Source organism: Atrimonas thermophila, assembly GCF_045864955.1.
Lineage (GTDB): Bacteria > Atribacterota > Atribacteria > Atribacterales > Thermatribacteraceae > Thermatribacter > Thermatribacter velox.
The window spans coordinates 1,279,540-1,298,169 of record NZ_AP028803.1 but is presented as its reverse complement, the minus strand read 5'-3'; the positions used below and the strand labels follow the sequence as shown (position 1 = coordinate 1,298,169).

The 18,630-nt window shown below is 44.0% G+C and carries 15 protein-coding genes; all 15 read left to right on the top strand.

Features of this window, described 5'->3' with window-relative positions; translation table 11 throughout:
- The 15 genes from folD to ACKTT1_RS06690 all read left to right on the top strand — a co-directional run bounded on the left by folD (window position 1) and on the right by ACKTT1_RS06690 (window position 18,630).
- A complete protein-coding gene (folD, locus tag ACKTT1_RS06760; protein WP_412709025.1) occupies window positions 1-867 on the top strand; it encodes a bifunctional methylenetetrahydrofolate dehydrogenase/methenyltetrahydrofolate cyclohydrolase FolD in 867 nt (288 codons plus the stop codon).
- An 18-nt stretch (window positions 868-885) separates the two neighbouring features.
- The gene (locus ACKTT1_RS06755; RefSeq protein WP_412709024.1) at window positions 886-1,380 is read left to right on the top strand and encodes a metallophosphoesterase family protein; all 495 of its coding nucleotides are present in this window, start codon (window positions 886-888) and stop codon (window positions 1,378-1,380) included.
- Window positions 1,381-1,385: 5 nt separating this feature from the next.
- The gene (locus tag ACKTT1_RS06750; protein ID WP_412709023.1) at window positions 1,386-2,948 is read left to right on the top strand and encodes a glycoside hydrolase family 57 protein; all 1,563 of its coding nucleotides are present in this window, start codon (window positions 1,386-1,388) and stop codon (window positions 2,946-2,948) included.
- Window positions 2,949-2,977: 29 nt separating this feature from the next.
- On the top strand, window positions 2,978-4,243 hold the full coding sequence (locus ACKTT1_RS06745; RefSeq protein ID WP_412709022.1) for a glucose-1-phosphate adenylyltransferase: 1,266 nt from the start codon (window positions 2,978-2,980) through the stop codon (window positions 4,241-4,243).
- A complete protein-coding gene (locus tag ACKTT1_RS06740) occupies window positions 4,240-5,778 on the top strand; it encodes a hypothetical protein (protein ID WP_412709021.1) in 1,539 nt (512 codons plus the stop codon). Before ACKTT1_RS06745 ends, ACKTT1_RS06740 begins: the two co-directional genes overlap by 4 nt.
- Before the next feature lie 91 nt (window positions 5,779-5,869).
- On the top strand, window positions 5,870-6,934 hold the full coding sequence (locus ACKTT1_RS06735; protein WP_412709020.1) for a M42 family metallopeptidase: 1,065 nt from the start codon (window positions 5,870-5,872) through the stop codon (window positions 6,932-6,934).
- Between the two features lie 32 nt (window positions 6,935-6,966).
- A complete protein-coding gene (glgD, locus tag ACKTT1_RS06730) occupies window positions 6,967-8,220 on the top strand; it encodes a glucose-1-phosphate adenylyltransferase subunit GlgD (protein ID WP_412709019.1) in 1,254 nt (417 codons plus the stop codon).
- Between the two features lie 72 nt (window positions 8,221-8,292).
- The gene (locus tag ACKTT1_RS06725) at window positions 8,293-8,550 is read left to right on the top strand and encodes a hypothetical protein (RefSeq protein ID WP_412709018.1); all 258 of its coding nucleotides are present in this window, start codon (window positions 8,293-8,295) and stop codon (window positions 8,548-8,550) included.
- Window positions 8,551-8,552: 2 nt separating this feature from the next.
- Complete coding sequence (locus ACKTT1_RS06720; RefSeq protein WP_412709017.1) at window positions 8,553-9,449, top strand: peptidyl-prolyl cis-trans isomerase; 897 nt, start codon at window positions 8,553-8,555, stop codon at window positions 9,447-9,449.
- A 3-nt stretch (window positions 9,450-9,452) separates the two neighbouring features.
- Window positions 9,453-10,829 (top strand): TldD/PmbA family protein, encoded by a 1,377-nt coding sequence (locus ACKTT1_RS06715; RefSeq protein ID WP_412709016.1) that lies wholly within the window; start codon window positions 9,453-9,455, stop codon window positions 10,827-10,829.
- A complete protein-coding gene (locus ACKTT1_RS06710; RefSeq protein ID WP_412709015.1) occupies window positions 10,829-12,142 on the top strand; it encodes a TldD/PmbA family protein in 1,314 nt (437 codons plus the stop codon). Before ACKTT1_RS06715 ends, ACKTT1_RS06710 begins: the two co-directional genes overlap by 1 nt.
- Before the next feature lie 42 nt (window positions 12,143-12,184).
- On the top strand, window positions 12,185-15,388 hold the full coding sequence (gene ileS / locus ACKTT1_RS06705; protein WP_412709014.1) for an isoleucine--tRNA ligase: 3,204 nt from the start codon (window positions 12,185-12,187) through the stop codon (window positions 15,386-15,388).
- A complete protein-coding gene (locus tag ACKTT1_RS06700) occupies window positions 15,382-16,743 on the top strand; it encodes a LysM peptidoglycan-binding domain-containing protein (protein WP_412709013.1) in 1,362 nt (453 codons plus the stop codon). Before ileS ends, ACKTT1_RS06700 begins: the two co-directional genes overlap by 7 nt.
- 1 nt (window position 16,744) lies before the next feature.
- The gene (locus tag ACKTT1_RS06695; protein WP_412709012.1) at window positions 16,745-17,296 is read left to right on the top strand and encodes an HDIG domain-containing metalloprotein; all 552 of its coding nucleotides are present in this window, start codon (window positions 16,745-16,747) and stop codon (window positions 17,294-17,296) included.
- A gap of 254 nt (window positions 17,297-17,550) precedes the next feature.
- Window positions 17,551-18,630 carry a DnaJ C-terminal domain-containing protein gene (locus ACKTT1_RS06690; RefSeq protein WP_412709011.1) on the top strand — a complete coding sequence of 360 codons (1,080 nt, stop codon included), beginning with the start codon at window positions 17,551-17,553 and terminating at the stop codon, window positions 18,628-18,630.

Genomic DNA, 18,630 nt, shown 5'->3' with positions numbered 1-18,630 from the left:
TTGGGTGCAGTCATACTGGATGGCAAGAAAGTGGCTCGAGAAATCAAAGAACAAGTTAAGAGTAAGGTCGAGGAGCTGGTCAAAAGAGGGATAACTCCTGGTTTAGCAGTTATTCTGGTAGGTGATAATCCAGCCAGTCAGGTTTACGTTCGCAATAAAGAAAAAACCTGTCACCAGCTGGGCATTGTTTCCTTAAGATACGATTTGCCAGAAGAAACCACCGAAGAAGAACTTTTAAAGCTTATTGAGGAGCTCAACGCTAATCAAAATGTTCATGGTATACTGGTTCAGCTTCCTCTTCCTGCTCATATTGACGAGCGTAGAGTTTTGTACAGCATTTCTCCCAAAAAGGATGTTGACGGTTTTCACCCTTATAACCTGGGCAGGCTCCTGATTGGTGACCCTCTGTTTTTACCCTGTACTCCTTGGGGTGTGCAGGAACTTCTTTTGAAATATGGGATAGATTTTGAAGGGAAAAACGTGGTTATTGTTGGAAGAAGTAACATTGTGGGAAAACCCCTGGCCATGATGCTGGTCCAGAAAGCAAAAGGTGCTAATGCCACGGTCTCTATATGTCATACCAGAACCAAAAATTTGCACGAGTATACTTTGCTTGCCGATATCCTGGTTGCTGCCTGTGGTGTTCCCCGTATGATTAAAGGGAATATGGTGAAAGAGGGAGCTGTTGTAGTTGATGTAGGTATCAACAGGGTTGACGGGGGCCTGGTTGGAGATGTTGATTTTGAGGAAGTGAGCAAAGTTGCTTCTTACATTACTCCTGTTCCTGGAGGAGTAGGGCCTATGACCATAGCTATGCTCATGGCCAACACGGTTAAGGCAGCAGAAAACCTGTTTCAGCATGGGTAAACTTCAATTTTGAAAGCCATGAGGATTGTAGTCATCTCTGATACGCATATCCCGGAGCGAGCAAAGGAGTTACCTCCGCAGTTGATTTCGGCTTTAAAAGAGGCTTCGTTGATTGTTCATGCTGGAGATATTTGTGAGTACTGGGTTGTAGAGGAGCTGCGCTCTTTTGCTCCTATTTTTGCTGTGCAGGGTAATATGGATAGAGCCGATGTGAAGGCCAAGCTTAAAAAGGAAGAAGTTTTTGAGGTGGCTGGGCAAAGGATAGGGTTGGTTCATGGTTGGGGTCCACCCTGGGGGATAGAGGAACGGGTTGGCAAGGTGTTCGAAAGTGCATCCCTTGATGTGATTATCTTTGGGCATACCCACCAGCCTCTTAAGAAAATGATAGGAGACGTACTTTATTTTAACCCGGGGAGTCCCACCGATACCGTTTTTGCTCCCTATTTTTCTTATGGTGTGATCGATATTGCTGATGGAATGATTCAAAGAGCTGAGATAGTTCGTTTTGAATGAGGTGAATGATGAACAACAAGCGGCTTTTGGTGAATATCATATGGCATATGCATCAGCCCTTCTACTGGAATGAAGATCGGGGTCATTTTGTTTTTCCTTGGGTCAGGACTCACCTTGTGAAAGATTATCTTTTTATGCCTCGCTTGTTGAGTAAATTTCCAGGGGTTAAGGTTACATTTAATTTTTCACCCGTTTTGCTTGAGCAGATAGGCATGTATGCCGAAGGCAAAAAAGATCAAGTTCTGGAACTTATGGAGTTTGAAGCCCAAAGATTGGATGAAAGTGTTAAGGAAGCGATTTTAAAAACCTTTTTCCTGGTTGCTTCTGAGAGAGTTGCTCAGGATTTGCCCCGTTTTGTGGAGCTCAGGAACAAGGCGAAAGAAGGAATAGATTTTTCTGAGCAAGATTTTCTGGACTTACAGGTTCTTTACCAGCTTTTGTGGTTTGATCCTTTCATTCGTAAAGAATACCCTCAGCTTTCCATTCTTTACGAAAAAGGTCGCAACTATACTGAAGAGGACAAAAGAGTAATTTTAAGGGTTACCGAAGAGTACGCCCGAAAATTCGCCTTGCCTTATTTCGAGCTTCTTGATAGAAATCAGATTGAGGTCAGCGTTTCTCCTTTTTATCATCCGATACTACCACTTTTATACAATAGCAATTTAGCTTTGGAGACGACTCCTCAAATCGGTTTACCTGCTGTTTCTTTTGCCTATCCAGAGGATGCTTTTGCCCAGGTTCAAATGGCAGTGAACTTTTGCCGTCTTTTCTGGCAAAGAGAGCCCAGCGGAATGTGGCCTTCCGAAGGCGCAGTGAGTGAAAAGATCATCCCTATTTTTTCTCAAAACGGAATTCGTTGGGTGGCTACTGGAGAGGAGGTTCTGTTTTTCTCTTTGAACGAGGAATGCAGGCGCGATGAGGCAGGTGTACCTATAACCCCGGAGAAACTTTATACTCCCTATCTGGTAGGAGAAAAAGGCCAGGAAGTTGCCATCTTTTTTAGAGATCGGTTGCTTTCGGACTTGATAGGTTTTGAGTACCATAAAATGCCCTATCAACAAGCGGTTGAGGACCTTATATCTCGTTTACTCAGGATAAAAGATGCTCTTCCTGGAGACAGGGAATATGTGGTAAGCATAATTTTGGATGGAGAAAATGCCTGGGAGTTTTATGAGCAAAATGGTCTTCCTTTTCTTTCTTTGCTTTACGAAAGACTGAGTTCTGAAGAAGGTTTAGCAACCGTTACCCCCCGGGAATATCTTTCTTGCCAAACATCTTTGCCCCGCTTAAAAAAGCTGGTTGCCGGGTCCTGGATTTATGGGAAGCTCACCACCTGGATTGGTCATCCAGAGAAAAACCGAGCTTGGGAGGAACTGGCTGAGGTAAGAAGTCTTTTTGCCAGCAAAAAAGCCTGTGCTCGAGATAAAGAAAAAGCCTTGCGATTTATTTATCGTGCAGAGGGAAGTGATTGGTTCTGGTGGCTTGGTGAAGACAATCCCTCGCCCCAAAAAGCTGACTTTTTAAATCAATTCCATTATCTTCTAAACAAGGCGAAAGAATTGCTTTAGTTATCAATACCTTTTGAAGGGGTGATCGGATGCCCTCAATAGAAACACTGGCTATGATTCTTGCAGGTGGTGAGGGGAGAAGGTTGGATGTGCTTTCTGAGAAAAGAGCCAAGCCAGCTGTTCCTTTTGGTGGCAAGTACCGTATTATTGATTTCTGTCTGAGCAACTGTGTTAATTCAGGTATTTACTATGTGGGAGTGCTTACTCAGTATAATCCTCGCTCACTCCATGAGCATATAAAAATAGGAAAAGCCTGGGATTTGGACAGAATCAAGGGGGGAGTTTTTATTCTTCAGCCTTACATAAGCGACGAGCGAACCAACTGGTATCGGGGTACTGCTGATGCTATATATCAGAATTTGCGTTTCATAAGGGATATCAATCCGGAGCTGGTTTTGATTCTTTCTGGCGATCATATTTATAAAATGGATTATCGCAACATGATCAAATTTCATCTGGAAAGAGAGGCAGAAGTTACGATTTCTGCCATAGAAGTCCCTTGGGAAGAAGCTTCGCGCTTTGGAATTATGGAAGTAAATGAGGAGGGAAGAGTTATTGATTTTGAAGAAAAACCTCGCTTTCCTGCGAGTAATCTGGCCAGTATGGGTATTTATGTTTTTCGCAGGGATATATTGGAAGAAGAAGTAAAAAAAGAAGCAATGAGAGAAGGCACGTCTTATGATTTTGGCAAAGATGTTATACCTCGGCTGATTACTCGTAATCGGGTTTTTGCCTATCGTTTTGAAGGATATTGGAAAGATGTAGGAACCCTTACTGCTTTTTGGGAAGCCAATATGGAACTTCTTCAAGCCAATCCCCCTTTGAATTTGCGGGATGACGACTGGCCCATTTATACTCCTTTAGAGGACAGGCCTCCGGTAAAGCTTGGAAGAACCGCAGCGGTAGAAAACAGCATCATTGGCAGTGGTTCTGTTATCAACGGGATAGTTGAACACTCGGTAATCTTTGGTGGCGTTTATGTTGCAGAGGGTGCGCGAGTCGTTGATTCAATCGTAATGAATGATTCTAAAATTGGAGAAAACAGTTTTTTGGATCGGGTCATTATTGATAAACAGGTAATTGTGGAGCGCGAAGTGTGTCTTGGGAAGGAAGACGAAACGTGGGAAGGCGAGAGCATAACTGTGGTGGGCAAGAACTGCCATATACCTTCTGGCACGGCTATAGGAAAGGGGTGTCGTATCGGTCCCGATCTTGCAGTTGATGACTTTCCTGGTCTTTTGATTAAGAGTGGAACTGTTTTAAAAAAACCTGGTTATTCGGAGGGGTTAAAGTGAAAAAATACCTTTTGTTGCTTCTGATTTTGGCACTGGTGTTCTGGTGTGCGGCACTGGTAATTGCCCAACCTTTTGAGTTTGCAGTTTCTCAAAGTGAGATTGAACAGGTGGATTTTCTGGAAGTTTCTCCTCTGGTTTATATCCAGCCTGATAAAGGCGACTTTGGGAGTTATTATCGTGGTGAAACAATAGTCCTCTACTATGAAGCTCGGATTAATGGCTATGTGAGCATTTTTGACTATTTACCCGATGGTAGAGCAAAGCTCTTGAAAAATAACGAATATGTTACTGCCGGTTCCCAGAGAATGTTGAGGGGGCAAGCTGGTGAAGAAGTGGGATTGGAACGCTTTCTCATACTCCTTTCTGCACGGCCTGTTCCGGATCGTATTCTGATTGAGGCAATGCGGAAACCTTCAAAAGCAAAAGATTTAATTACTACTCGCTTTTACCTCAACCGCTGCAGGGTTCAGATTCTGGGTGAGTATAGAAAAACACCTTCTTTTCTGAGTTTTAGTTCTGTCCCTGAGAGGGTACCCTCCAAAGGTCGTTCCTCAATCCGGGTTTTACTTCGCGACCAGAACGGCAACCCTCTGGTAGGCAGAAGAATCCAGTGGGAAACGAGTGACGGGAAGCTCGAAAAGTACCAGACTGTTACCAATGTTTTTGGGGAAAGCGAAAACCTGTTCTATGCCCCCTCCACTTATGAGGAAGCACCGGTTACTATAAAAGCCACTTTTGAGGGAGACACGTTGTACGACTATTCCAGCGCCGAGGTTCAAGTTTGGGTGACTCCTGAAACCTTGAAAACGGTTTTAAACCTTTCTCCGAGTAGTTTCAGGTTATCTTCTGGCGAGTATCTCGATTTTACCGCAGAACTTCAGGATTTGCGCGGTAAGCCAGTTTCTGGAAGAAGTGTTCGCTGGGAAGCTAACCAGGGAAGCTGGGAAAAGCCAATCACTTATACGGATTCGAATGGGAAAACAACCAACCGCTGGTTTGCTCCCCAGGTCGTAGAAGGAGACCTAAACGTGGTTTTGAAAGCCGCTTTTCCTGGAGCTTTGCAGTTTTTGCCTTCAGAAGGATTTGCGTATGGGATAGTTTCGGGAATGACAATTTCTTATTCTGGGCCGGGTTTCTATTTTCTGGATTTCAGCTCTGGTAAGCCCCAGACTAATTTTGGAGACCTTGTGTATCGGGGCAACATAAAAGAAGGTTCAAGTATCAACCCGGTTTCGGTGTTGGCAGTATCTGGCAGAGATTTTGTGGAAACTACTTTTGAGGTTGCTCAACCTTTACAAGGTGTTGGCTTGTGTCTCTGGAGCAAAGCCCAAGGGAAGGTTTCTTTACGGGTTTTTGTAAATGACCAGCTTGTTTTTTCGGGGCCCATTCCCGAAGGTGTTCTTTCTCCTCTGGATTATCAGTCAGTTTATATTACCCAATCCCTGAGAATGGGCAAAAATCGTCTCAGGATAGAAGTGGAGAGTGAAAGTCAAGATGCGTTTTTGCTATTGCAACGCTTAATGATTTTGCTATAACTGGAGGGATTCTTCCAGGCTAAGGTAATGTTTTAAATTAATTAACGATTTAGATTAAAGTTAATTTTGAAGACCAAAGGAGGTCTCAAATGTGGAGGAAGAAAGGATCCGATTTTTTAGAATGCTTATTGATACTCCAAGCCCTTCCGGTTTTGAGGAGCAGGTTCAACAGCTTTTTTTAGAGCGGGTTAAAGACGCGGTTGACCTGACTTATAAGGACGTTCATGGCAATGCTTTTGGAGTTATTAATCCTGACTGTGAACATAAGCTTATGCTTGCCGGCCACTGTGATGAAGTTGGCTTGATGGTTAGTTACATTGATAAAGAGGGATATGTGTACTTTTCCACGGTTGGCGGGATCGATCCTCAGATTACTCAGGGGATGCCAGTGGTTATTCACACTGCGACAGGACCGGTATCTGGTGTTATTGGAAAAAAGCCAATTCATTTGCTTGAAGAGAAAGAGCGGCAGAAAGTTGCTCGTATTGAAGAACAGTGGATTGATATTGGAGCTAAAGACGGGGAAGAAGCAAGGAGTATGGTCCAAATAGGTGACCCGATAACTTTTGATATTGCTTCGCGCTGTTTGGCTGGTGAACGAATCACTGGAAAAGGCATTGATGACAAAGTAGGAGTTTTTGTGGTTTGTGAAGTTTTACGGGAGCTGGGAAGGGAAAAACAAAGCCTGGCCTTTGGTGTTTATGGAGTGAGCACTGTGCAAGAAGAATTGGGGTTGAGAGGTGCTAAGACCAGTGCTTTTGGTATTAATCCCAAAATTGGCATAGCCATAGATGTTACTTTTGCTTCCGATTGCCCAAACATTGATAAAAAGAAAGTTGGCGATATAAGTCTTGGTAGAGGCCCAGTTCTTGCCAGGGGGCCCAACATCAATAGTAAGTTGTGGATGAGAATAAAAAGAGTTGCTGAAGAGAATAACATCCCCTATCAGGTTCAGGCAGAGGCCAGAGCTACTGGTACGGATGCAAACGTTATCCAGACTACAAGAAGTGGAGTGGTTACTGCGCTTTTAAGTATTCCAAACCGCTATATGCACACTCCCTCTGAGATTGTCGATATGCAGGATGTTGAAAACGCAATTCGCCTGCTGGTGCTTTTTATCAAGAGCTTGAAGGTGGAAGAAAATTGGATTCCCTAAACAAGGGGTAGGGTTTTGAGGAGCTGATCGATTTGTCTTTTCGCTATGCCATGATTTTGGCAGGAGGTAAGGGAGACCGTCTGGATGTTCTTTCTGTGGAACGTGCCAAAGCTGCTGTTCCTTTTGGTGGGTGTTATCGGTTGATCGATTTTTCCTTGAGTAATTGTGTGAACTCTGGAATTTATGATATTGGCGTGCTTACTCAATACCAGCCACAATCTTTGATTGAACACATTGGAGCAGGACGACCCTGGGATCTTGATAGAAAAAGAGGAGGAGTTGAATTTTTAGCTCCCTATCTAAGCCGAAGTGTTGGTGGTTGGTATCGTGGTACTGGTGATGCACTCTTTCAAAATCTTAATGTTATCCTGCGCAAAAAAGTACCCCACCTTCTGGTTCTTTCTGGAGACCATGTTTACATGATGAACTACAACCCTCTTTTTAATTATCACGTGGAAAGAGGAGCAGATATTACGCTTGTAGTCACTGAGGTTAAACCAGAAGATGCTCCCCGCTTTGGAATTGTTGAAGTGGATCATGATAACTGGATATCGAATTTTGAGGAGAAACCGGCGGTACCGAAGACCAATGTAGCTTTTATGGGTATTTATGCTTTTCGAACTGAGTTTTTGGTGGAACAGTTGATAAAAAATAATCAGGAAAACAAGTTTGATCTGGTAGAAAATGTGATAATAGAGAATTTGGGAAAGGCCAAGATACAGGCTTTTTTTTATACAGGATGCTGGTGGGATGTGGGCACTGTCAGAGCCTATTGGGAAGCAAACATGCAGCTTTTGGAACCTGTACCCTGTTTTAACCTTTATGACCCTGAGTGGGTAATATATACTAATCGGCCTATCTCACCTCCTGCTCAGGTTTGCAGGAAAGCGAAAGTTACAGAAAGCATTGTTGGCGAGGGGGCTTTGATAAAAGGAGAAGTTATTCATTCAGTGATTTTTCCAGGAGTGGTGATAGAGGAGGGAGCAAGGGTGGTAGATTCTATAGTCTTCAATAATGCCCGAATAGAAAGAGGCAGTGAGGTTAACCTTAGTATTTTAGATAAGAATGTTGTCGTTGGAGAAGAGGCAAAGATTGGCTTTGGGGAAGACTTTACACCCAATACGCTTAGGCCCGACCTTCTTGATTGGGGTGTCAACCTGGTTGGGAAAGGAACACGTATCCCACCTCGAACTATTATCTGTCGCAACTGCATTGTTGGCATAGGACTCGGTTTTGAAAGTTTTAAGGGGGTCGATTTTTTGAAGAGTGGAAGTGCTTTTCTCTGATTGTTGAGGTTTTTGTTTCGCTTTTTTTCTGCTAAAATGCTTTTAAAGACGTTTATGAAGTGAGGTAGAAAATTGATTCTCGGCCTTTTGCTTAGCATACTTGTCCTGTATGGTCTTCTCCTCTTCTGGATTATTAATGAACGGGTGAAAGAAGTTTCTTTACAAATGAAGAAGGTCAGAGAGGAGATTCGAGAGGTGAACGCGAAACTTGATGGATTCCAGAAAGCGCTGGGAAAAGGAGGTGAACTTTCGGTAGACTCTGCAAGTTTTTCCTTTGAAATACTTGATGCATCTGAAGATAGAAAAACAATCAAAAGAGAGGAGACATAAACATGGTATCCAGATTGACGAAGTTGTCTTTGATGGGGATTTTACTTTTGCTTTGTTTGGTAGTTTTGGTTTCTTTCGGTTATGCACAGGAAGAAACGTCGGGAGAAAGGGTAATTATTGCCCAGGTGAATGGGGAGCCCGTTTACCTGGACGAGATTAAGGAAATTTGGGATAGCTTGCCTCAAGAGTACAAAGCCCAGTTTCCTGGAGGTCTAAAGGATTTGCTGGAGCAGTGGATTCGTCAGATACTTCTGGTGCAGGAAGCTCAAAAAGAGGGACTTGCAGAGGACCCCGAGGTTGCAAAGAAGATTGAAAACCTTAAGAAACAAATCCTTATTCAGGAACTAATCCAGAGAAAAATAGTGGATGCAGTGAAGGTAACTGACGAAGAGATAGAAAATGAATACACTGCTCATCCTGAACTTTATACAGAGCCGGAGAAAGTTAAAGCAAAACATATTATGGTCTCAAGTGAACAACAGGCACAAGAGGTGTTGAACGAGCTCCGGTCTGGTAAGCCTTTTGAAGAGGTTGCCAGAGAAAAGTCGGAATCTCCTGACGCTTCAACTGGTGGCGATATGGGGTATGTTGAGAAAGGAGATTTAAGCGAAGAAATCGAAAAGGTAATTTTTGAGCTGGCGCCTGGTAATTTTAGCGATGTGATTAAGACTGACTATGGTTTTCACATTTTCATGGTTGAGGAGCATGTACCTCCGCGCCTGAAAGAAATCGACGAAGTGAAAGAAGAGATTACTGCACGTTTACTGCCTAAGAAACAACAGGAGGCTTTTGAAGAGCTGATTCGAGAGCTTAAGAAGGCTTCCGAGATAGTCATTTTTGAGGAAAATATTCCTACTTCTGATAATGGTTCTTCGCCAGAGGAAGGAGCAACTGAATAACCGATGTTAGAGACCTTAAGAAAGGCTCTAAGGCTGGTTGGAAAGGAAGAGTATGTAGAAGTACGCTTGGAAAAAATAGTTTCTACTCGCCTCACCCTTCAGAATGGTTGTATAGAAGCACTTAAGGAAGAAGAGATAATGGGTGGATATGTGCGGGTTTTTAGGAGTGGTTTTGGGTGGTATTTTGAGACTTTTTCAGGATGGGAAAACATCCTGGAGAAGATTAGGAGCGCTTTACATAGCGCTTCTCTTAAAAACCCGACTGCTTTTCACTCGGGTGTTGTCAGGGGTGAGGCGTTCGAAGATGAGCATCTGGCTCAACTTGAGGAGGATTTTCGCTGTGTGCCTTTTGAAGAAAAGGTAAAGATTGCCAGATGTTATGCTGAACTGATGCCTGAAGTCTCAAGTTTTCTGGTTAACTCCTCGGTAGACTATCGAGACGAATTTCGAGAAATTTATCTGGCAAATTCAGACGGGACGCTGCTCCATCTGGAAAAGCCAGATATCAGTATGGTTTTTACTGCGGTTTGCAGGAAAGGGGATGTCATCGAGCTTTATCGCAATGGAGTGGCCAGAAGAGCAGGGTTAGAAGCGGTGAAAGGGCTTGAGGCTCTGGCGAAAGAAGTGGTTGCTCGCGCGGCATCTCTTCTTGAGGCCAGACCTTTGCCTGGTGGGGTATATGACGTAGTATTGGATCCTACCCTAGCGGGTGTTTTCATTCATGAAGCGTTTGGGCATCTTAGTGAAGCCGATTTTCTCTACCATAACGAGCGACTTAAAAAGGAAATGACTCTAGGCCGAAGAGTTGCCTCACCATTGCTTTCAGTTTTTGATGATGGGAGCGTAGATGGTTTGAGAGGGTCTTCGCCTTATGATGATGAGGGAATTCCTACTCGCAAAACCTATCTCATTCGTGAGGGTATTTTGACGGGCCGATTGCACTCCCGAGAGACTGCTTTTTCCATGCAGGAGGAATTAACCGGTAACGCACGTACGGTAGGGTTTATGTATGCTCCTTTGGTTAGGATGACTAACACGGCTATTGAAAGCGGAAAAACATCGAAAGAAGAACTTTTTGGAGATATACAAAGAGGAGTGTATGCCGTAGAGTACTTGGGTGGCAATACGGCACTGGAGCTTTTTACCTTTTCTCCCGCATACGGCTTTTTAATCGAGAATGGGAAAATTACCGATATGGTTAAAAATTTTGTTTTAAGTGGTAATCTTTTTGAAACCCTTCAAAAAATTGACTGTATTGCTAATGATTTTGTTTGGAATGAGCTGGGTGGGTGTGGTAAGGGCTTGCAGATGGGTTTGCCTACCCCCACCGGTAGTCCCCATGTCAGGTTGAGGGAAACGCTCGTGGGAGGGAGCGAGTAATGTTTTCTGGATTGGAGAAGCTTGCCAGTAAAGGTATGGCGGGAGACCTTTATCGTGCCAAGGTAAGGTCAAAGACCGTTCGTTTTGAGGGTGGCATTTTAAGGCAGTGTGAGGTCGAGGACTCTGATGGGTTTGGACTCAGGGTTATCAACAACGAGGGCAGGCTGGGTTTTGTGGCCTTTAATTCTCCCTCTCTTTTTGAGGAGATGCTGGAGAAGGCCTGCTCAATCAGCAAGTTTGGTGACCAGGTAGCGTACACTCTACCCTCGTATCCCGTTTTAAAGGGTTGGGATAGCTTTGTGGACCGACGGGTGGTTGATATTGACTTTACCGAGATGATAGAGATAGGAACTTATGTCATCGACCGCATCAGGGAAGAATATCCAGAAGTGGTTTTAAATCTCAGTGTAAAAGCTGGTACGGAAAAGAAAGGGCTTGTGAATCATCATCAGGAGATGCTTTCTTTCGAACGAACCTTTTTTGGAATAGAAGCTGAAGTGAATTTGACCAGGGAATCAGATATCCTGGAATTCTCTGTAGAGAGATTTTGGGGTAATCGTGATATCGATCTTGACCACTTTATCAGCGAGATACTTTTCAGATTGGAATTTTCGCAGAAGGAATGTAGGGTTGAAGGTGGAGCTTATCCCGTTCTTTTCACTCCCCAGGGTTTGCTGGTTTTACTTTATCCTCTTTTTTACGCTTTGAATGGCAGAAATATTGCCTTTAATCGCTCTTTTCTGAAGGGCAAGTTGGGAAAACTGGTTTTTTCTCCACTTCTATCTCTTGCTGAAGTGCCTTACGAAGCCTGGACACTTGGTTCCTGTCCTTTTGATGATGAAGGGATTATGACTGTCCGGGAGAGGGAACTGATTGTGGCTGGAGAAGTCAAATCGGCCTTTTGGGATCTTTTTTCTGCTTTTCTGGAAGGCGTTGAACCTTCTGGGAATGGTTTCAGACAATCCTATCGAACTCTTCCCTATCCTGAGCTTTCCTGTGTTAAGATTAAAGGAGGGTTAAGGAGCCAGGAGACCCTTATTGAAGAGCTGGAAAAAGGATTGATTGTGGATAGTGTCCTGGGTTTAGGTCAGAGTAATGTTTCTGCTGGGCACTTTTCTTGCAATGTAAACTTGGGTTTTTACGTTGAGGACGGGGAAATACGAGGACGGGTCAAAAATGTGATGATTAGCGGTAATGCCTTTGAAGCCCTTAGAAACATTCAAGAAGTTTCCAGAGATGCTCGCTGGGTTTATGGCAGGTGGCTTTTGCCCTGGATGGTTGTAGAGCCAATAAGAGCGGATGCCAAAGCTTAGTACTTGAGACTGATTTGTTTACAGTATGCAGATAATCCTGTTTTGGTTGAAAAACAGCTGATTACAAAGGAAGGTGAAGGAGTAGTGTTTGAGCAAGTGGACCTTAAAACAGAATGGGGGAAATTTGAAGAGGAAATTCTGGAGTTCTGGAAGCGAAATTCGATTTTTGAAAAAAGCCTTAGGCAACGCGAGCAGAGCCCTCGTTTTGTTTTTTATGAAGGTCCCCCCACTGCCAATGGCTATCCTCATGCCGGGCACGTGATTGGAAGGAGTATAAAGGATCTCATTCCCCGCTATAAGACGATGTGTGGTTATTACGTTCCCAGAAAAGCAGGTTGGGATACCCATGGTTTGCCGGTAGAACTCGAGGTTGAAAAGGAACTGGGAATTTCTGGCAAACCTCAAATTGAAGAGTATGGAATTGACCGCTTCAACAAAAAATGCAAAGAAAGTGTATTGAAGTACATTCGGGAATGGGAAAAGCTCACCGAGAGAATGGGCATCTGGATGGACCTTAATAATCCCTATATTACCTTTGACAATAGTTACATAGAGAGTTTGTGGTGGGTTTTGAAGCAACTTTGGGATAAGGGTTTACTTTATCAGGGCTACAAAGTGCTTCCTTACTGTGCTCGTTGTGGCACTTCGCTTTCCAGCCACGAAGTGGCACTTGGATATCGTGATACTGAGGACCCTAGTGTTTTTGTTAAGTTTAGAATTGCTGGGCAGGAAAAGGCATATTTCCTGGTGTGGACTACAACTCCCTGGACCTTAGTAGCCAATGTTGCGCTTGCAGTGGGGAAAGAACTTGAGTATCTCGAGGTAGAACACCTTACTTCTCAGGAAAGGTTTATCCTTAGCCAGCAAGGTTTTGAGCGCATTTTCACCCCTGAAGAAAGAAAAGAGTTCAAAGTTGTTTGTTCCCTGAAAGGTAAGGACTTAATTGGGTTACGTTATGAACCTTTGATGGATTTTCTGAGGGCTGAGAAGGGTTACCAGGTCTTTGGAGCAGATTTTGTTTCTACAGAGGAAGGAACGGGCATCGTGCATATTGCTCCTGCCTTTGGTGAAGATGATATGGCTTTGGCCAGAGAATATGACCTTCCTGTCTTGCAGCCAGTTAAACCTGACGGCACTTATTCTGATGAAGTGTTTCTCTGGAAGGGAATGTGGGTTAAGGATGCAGACCCCTTGATTATTGAATACCTGAGAGAGCAAAATAAGCTTTTCCGAGTGGAGACGTATCGTCACACTTATCCTTTTTGCTGGAGGTGTGATACGCCTCTTTTGTACTACGCTAAGGAAAGCTGGTTTATCAAGACTACTGCCTTCCGAGACCTCCTTATCGAGAATAATCGCAAAATCAACTGGTTTCCGCCTCATATTCAGGAAGGAAGGTTTGGGAATTTCCTTGAAAACGTGGTCGATTGGGCTCTTTCTCGGGAGCGCTACTGGGGAACACCTCTGAATATATGGGTTTGTGAAAACTGTAATTCTAAAGAAGCCATAGGTTCAATAGCCGAACTTCGTTCTCGATCTCTGAAAAGGCTTGACAGCATTGAGTTACATCGCCCTTATGTGGATGAGGTTATTATACAGTGTCCTCATTGTTCTGGTGTCATGCGTCGGGTCAAGGAAGTCATTGACTGCTGGTTTGATTCGGGTGCGATGTTTGTGGCGCAATATCATTACCCTTTCGAGAACCAGGAAGAGTTTGCGCGGAGTTTTCCGGCTGATTTTATATGCGAAGCCATAGACCAAACTCGAGGCTGGTTTTACAGCTTGCATGTGCTGGCTACTCTGTTATTTGCGTCTCCTGCCTATCGTAACTGTTTGGTAACCGAGCTTGGTTTGGACGAAAAGGGGCAGAAAATGAGCAAACACATTGGTAATGTGATTAGCCCCTGGGAACTGATTTCCATGTATGGTGCTGATGTGCTGCGCTGGTACGTTTTCTCAGTTTCTCCTCCCTGGATGCCCAAACGCTTTGGCAAAAAGGCACTGGGTGAGGTGTTCAGTAAGTTCTTCAGTACCTTCTGGAATGTTTTTAACTTTTTCGTTACCTATGCTAATATTGATGGTTTTGAACCCGAGTGCCTTCCAGAATGGGATATCGAGAGGGGCAACGTTTTTGACCGCTGGATTGTTGCTCGTTTCCACTTCTTGATAAACGAGGTAAGAAGTTGCCTGGAATCTTTTGAAATTTCCAAGGCTGCTAAAGCTATCGAGTACTTTGTGGTGGAGGACTTGAGTAACTGGTATATAAGGCGTTCAAGAAGACGTTTCTGGAAGGAAGGTTGGGACGAAGATAAAGAGAGTGCCTATAAAACGCTTTTTAGAGTGTTGTTTGAATTAAGTCGCTTAATGGCTCCCTTTGTTCCCTTTGCTGCTGAGCTTGCTTATCAGCGTTTAACGCAAGGGATTCGGCAGAAAAGGGAGAGTGTTCATCTTGAAGATTACCCTTTGTCTCGGGAAGAATTGTTGGACAAAGAACTTGTTGCCACCATGGAGGTAGTGCGAACGCTTGCTAACCTGGGTAGGTCAGTCCGTAACAAAATCAACATCAAGCTCCGCCAGCCTCTGAGAAAAGCTTTGCTGGTTGTGCCTGAGGTGAGTGAGCGAGAACGTGCACGCCAATTCGAAAATTTATTGAAAGAGGAGCTTAACGTTAAACAGGTGGCCTGGCTTGAGCACTTGCCTGAAGAGGTACAAATCGTTTTGAAGCCTAACTTTAAGGAATTAGGTCCTCGTTTTGGAACAAAAGTTAAAGAAATCGCCGGTTTTTTGGCTAAATGCTCACGAGACGAAGCCCTGCGTTTGTTTGAACAGGGAGAGCTTGTTCTCCATTTGGAAGACGGACCGATTGTTTTATCACATTCAGAGGTTGAGGTTCTTCTTAAAACAACGGGCACTTTGCACATGGAAAGTGCGGGTAAGTATGCAGTTATCCTTGATGCGGCCTTAGATGAGGAACTCAGGAAAGAAGGAATAGTTAGGGACGTCATTCATCGTGTACAGTTAATGCGCAAGGAAGCGGGTTTTGAGATCACTGACCGCATAGTGCTTTTGGTTGATGACTCCACAGCAGAGCCGTTAAAGCAAGTTTTTCTTGAACTTGCGCCCTTGATTCGAGAAGAAGTCCTGGCCAAAGAAATTGTTTTTGGCAAAATTGATGGCAACCAGATTTTTAAAGAAGAGTTCCAGGTTTCGGGAATGAAAGCGATTCTCGGAGTTAAAAAATGCTGAAAATCCGGAATTTTCTGGTATTTTTTACTATAAGCTTAATCCTGTTTTTCCTAACTGTTTCTGCCTGGCCTTCTGACGTGCGTTATGTGGTGAAGCCGGGTGATACACTCTGGGTAATTTCCAGAAGGTATGGTGTTTCCCTTGAGAACCTTATGAAGGCTAACGGTTTGACCGAAGACAGTGTTTTGCAGATTGGAACTGAGCTGCTCATCCCTTCGGTGAATGATTCCTCTCAGGTTAAGTACCAGGTGAGGCCTGGAGATACTCTTTGGGCGATATCCAGGTCTTTTGGGGTGTCACTGAAAAGCTTGATGGAGGCAAACGGGTTGAGTGAACAAAGCATTCTCAGAGAGGGTCAAACTATTGTTATTCCTACTGGGGAAGCGCCACAGGCTGGTGATGGGCAGAAGAGAGAGGAGCTTCTTACTGCTACCACGAGACACCGGGTTCAGAAGGGGGAATCGCTCTGGTTGATTTCTCGTTTTTATGGAGTGGATATGCGTAGCATCATGGAAGCAAACGGGCTTGATGAGAACTCGGTTTTGCAAGTGGGTATGGAGCTCGTAATTCCTCTTGGAGAGTTTCAAAAAATTGAATCTCCAGAGCATCCAGCTGTTGCCAGTGAAAAAGAACAGGAGATGCAGGTCTATGAGGTGTGTCCAGGTGACACTTTGTGGTCAATCTCTCGCCGTTTTGGAGTTTCCATTAACTCGCTTCTTGTAGCCAATAATCTTTCTAACCCTGATAAGCTAAAAGTTGGCCAGAGCCTGGTTATCCCTCCTGCTCAGAAAGTTACTGCTTTTTCTCAAGATTACGTAGTTTACGAGATTCAAAAAGGTGACACCCTGTGGTCAATTTCTCGAAGGTTTAAGGTTTCTATGGAGCTTCTGGCGAGTGTGAATGGTTTAACGGAGCGGAGTATACTCAGGATTGGCCAGAAAATTCGTATTCCTTCTCACCTTGCTCCAAATTACGGAGGTGGGGGAGGCTTTACGTGGCCGCTTCGGGGGCGCATTACTTCGTACTTTGGAAGAAGGAGCAGGAACTTTCACTATGGAATAGATATTGCAGCTCCTCCTGGCTCGATTATCAGAGCAGCCCAGAGTGGTGTGGTGACTTATAGTGGTTGGATGAGTGGTTATGGAAGAGTGGTTATTATTTCCCATCCTAATGGTTTTCAGACGCTTTATGCACATAACTCGGCCAATCTGGTTACTCGAGGAGAACGGGTTAATCGTGGAGACCCTATCGCCCGAGTGGGACGCACTGGCAATGCTACTGGCTATCATCTCCATTTTGAAGTAAGGGTTAACAATAAAGCGGTAGATCCTCTTCAATATTTGCGAGGTGGATAGTTTGGAAAGAGAAGAAGCAATAAGGCTTTTGGAAAAACACCTCAGAAACCCAAATCTTATCAAACACGCCCTTGCTTGTGAAAGCATTATGGCTGCACTTGCCCGAAAACTGGGAGAAGACCCTACTTCCTGGTCACTGGTGGGTCTTCTGCACGATATTGACTATGAGCAGACTAAGGACAATCCCGCTTATCATGGATTAATTGGCGCAGAAATGCTTGCTGATTTAGGATTGGGGGAGGAAGTCTTGAGGGCCATTAAGGCGCACAATCCAGCGACGGGTTTTTCCCCTCAGAACAAGCTGGAATGGGCTATTTTTTGTGTAGACCCAACCAGCGGTTTCATCGTGGCCTGCGCACTTATTCATCCTCAAAAGAAATTGGCCCCCCTTGATCTGGAGTTTCTGTTGAATCGCTTTAAGGAAAAGAGTTTTGCCAGGGGTGCTGACCGGGAGCAAATAAGAAGTTGCGAAAAATTGGGGCTTTCTCTTGAGGATTTTCTTTCCCTTTCTCTTGCAGCTATGAAAGAGAAAAGCCAGGAGCTTGGTTTGTAGTTTTTAACCTGCACAGGGGTCGAACTATCTATCCCACTTATGGTCCAGATTTTTTCGGTTTTATTTGGGCTTTATTTACTGCTTTTTTTCTGGTATCTTTCTTGCAAGGGTTTCCTCTGCCTGGACTTTCCAAAAGTTCTTGGTATTCCAGAAGTTCAAGGTAGTGTTTTGTTGACAACTTGCAGGGGAGATATTATAATGCTCGTGAAGGTCAAAGAAGGTAAAATTAACCCGTAAGGATGGTTGGTGGCGGTATGGAATTTAAAGATTACTACAAGATACTGGGAGTTGATAGAAACGCTGATGAAAAGGAAATAAAACGCGCTTATCGGCGACTGGCAAGAAAATATCATCCAGATCTGAACCCAGGCGATAAAGAAGCAGAAAAAAAATTCAAGGAAATTAATGAAGCCTATGAGGTTTTGAGTGATCCCGAAAAACGAAAAAGGTATGATGAACTTGGAGCCGCCTGGAATACCTATGGACAGCAAAATACGGAGCAGTTCTGGCAAGATTTTTATCGCAAGTACGGGGCTTCTGGACAACGATATTATACTGTGGGTGAGGCACAGGCAGAGTGGGGCGGCTTTGAAGATTTTAGCGACTTTTTCAAAATACTCTTCGGTGATATTTTTTCTTCAGGGAGGCCCTCTGGGGGAGGATTCAGGGTATATCGTACCTATCGGAGTAGTCCTTTTACAGAGCATACTATTAAAAAAGAAACTCCGACTTCAGAACCTACCCATGAAGTAGAAATTACTCTGGAAGAAGTGTATCGAGGAACCACCAGAAATATAAAGGTTGCCTTTGATGAAATATGCAGTGCCTGTTCTGGTACTGGTAAGAGTGGTAACTTTGGAGTGTGTTCATCTTGCAATGGAGAAGGAGTAATTAGGAAAAGCAAAACAGTTAATGTAACCATACCTCCGGGTCTGGATGATGGGTCAAAACTGCGCATTCCAGGTGTTGCTGGTGGTAGAGATCTTTATTTGCGGATCAAGATAAAACCTCATCCAATTTTTCGTAAAGAAGGCTCGAATTTGAGCCTGGATTTACCGGTAACTCTTTATGAAGCTTTGCTTGGAGCGGAGATTGAAATTCCTCTCTTAGATGGCAAAAAAGTCAAGTTGAAAATCCCTCCTGAAACTCAAAATGGTACTGTGTTGCGCTTAAGAGGTTTGGGTTTTGTAGACCCCAAAACTAAGGAAAAAGGCGATTTGCTGGTCAAAGTACAGGTAGTTTTGCCTCGCCAGTTAAGCGCTAAGGAAAAAGAGTTATTCCGAGAACTGGCTACCTTGAGACATGAAAATCCGAGGCTTAATCTGGTTTCTTAA